The sequence below is a fragment of the Salinivibrio sp. MA427 genome (assembly GCF_001996115.1).
GTDB classification, from domain to species: Bacteria; Pseudomonadota; Gammaproteobacteria; order Enterobacterales; family Vibrionaceae; genus Salinivibrio; species Salinivibrio costicola.
Genome location: NZ_MUFH01000501.1, coordinates 1 through 1,077 on the forward strand (window position 1 = coordinate 1; position 1,077 = coordinate 1,077).

Annotated in this window: 1 protein-coding gene; it reads left to right on the forward strand. The window is 45.9% G+C overall.

Annotation, left to right across the window (positions count from 1 at the left end):
- Positions 1–672 precede the first annotated feature (672 nt).
- Positions 673–1,077, forward strand: a 405-nt coding sequence (locus tag BZG79_RS15920) for a helix-turn-helix transcriptional regulator (RefSeq protein WP_199878101.1), incomplete at its 3' end; no start/stop codon positions are given.

Sequence of the window (1,077 nt, forward strand, 5' to 3'; positions counted from 1 at the left end):
CAACCATGGGCCCGACAGTGTGTGAGCTTGAAGGCCCCACGCCTATTTTGAACAGGTCAAACATGCTGTGACTCATGGCCTGCCTCCTCGATCAGTAAGGTACGTTTTTATCATTATTTATACTGTCCTACATGCCAACGGGTGTTGCCGACATTGATTCACGTTACAGCAAACAGTTAAGCGGTGAGATCTCGCGCTTTACCATTAATTTAAACATTTTGTTAACGTACCTAAGCGTTCACTTTTCCGCAAAATAAATTTCCAATAAGAAACCTATGTTGTGATCCTGAAGACAAAACCTCACCTTTTCTCTCTCAATCAATGCAGCGCAAACGTTTGCCTTTTTATCTTAAGATAGGGTAAATTGCAAATCCATGTTGATGAAAACATCGCTTTTCGTCAGTGATTACGTGGAACAGTATTCGTGAGTGGATATATAATGCATTGATTTTATGATATTTGATTTTAAGAGAGGTGGGGTGGTGATGAAGAGAGCGCGTAGCGTGCCTGTGCCAATTCGCTTGCTATGTCACGTTTATGGCATCACTATTTTCCGATAGGAAACTTTTTTGTTAAAAATGTTAAGGCGTTAAAGCGTCATACTGTGAGATAACCGATAGGGGCGACAATTAGGTGACAACCAATCAATCAACACAGGATGTGTACCCCTCAATGCAGGTAGAACGATCGCAACATGAGGGGGAGGCACGCGAACCCATTGCGCCATTGCGGCTGGGCCCGCGTTTAAAAGCCGTACGGGTTGGGTTAGGGTTAACGCTTGAAGAAGCGAGCCAGCGCACTGGCTTGGCGCGTTCCACGTTGTCCAAAATTGAAAATGAGCAGATATCTCCCACCTTTCAAGCCATGCAAAAACTCGCGCACGGGTTGAACATTGATATCCCGCAGTTATTTGCTCCGCCAAAAAAGCGGCAGGCAACGGGAAGGCGAGATGTGACGTTTGCGGGCCAGGGCAAAGCGCACCCCACCGGCACCTATGAGCATGAATTACTGGCCACACAGTTAAGCAACAAAAAAATGATGCCGTTTAAATCGCGAGTAAGAGCGCGTGCTTTTGAA